This is a genomic window from Rhodococcus sp. T7 (assembly GCF_009872365.1).
Classification (GTDB): Bacteria; Actinomycetota; Actinomycetes; order Mycobacteriales; family Mycobacteriaceae; genus Rhodococcus_F.
On the sequence record NZ_WXYH01000392.1, the window covers coordinates 1 to 446 of the forward strand.

Here is a 446-nt window from a genome sequence, read left to right on the forward strand (position 1 = left end):
GACGGCGTCAACCCACCCGCACCCGGACCCTCGGCATGAGAACCCAACGCCGACAACGCCGCAACCCACAGATCGGCGAGCCGATGAACTTCGGGCTCAGAGATGACACGCGACGCGAATGCGAACGTTGCGCCCAGACTCGGCCCGGCAGCCGTGTCGGTGACTATCGCGTTGATGTCGATGACGCCGTTAGCCGGCATGTCGGCATCCACCTCGGCGCTGATCGTTCCCAGCACGTCCACCGGGACCCACCCCACCTGACGGAGTTCGGCCGGGATATCAGCGGCCGAGATCCGGCCGAGGTAGTTGAACGAAACCTGCGCAGCAGCGAATGCTGCCAACTGAAAGGAGGTCTCGGTATTCAGGTAGCGCAGCAACCCGTAACCGACACCCTTGTCCGGGATCGCCAGCAACTGCTCCTTGACCGCCTTCACCACACGCCCGAT

The 446-nt window shown here is 63.9% G+C and carries 1 protein-coding gene; it reads right to left on the bottom strand.

What is annotated here, in order from left to right; genetic code table 11:
- The coding region (locus MLGJGCBP_RS50090; protein WP_160104093.1) for a hypothetical protein at positions 1 to 446 on the bottom strand (446 nt) is incomplete at both ends.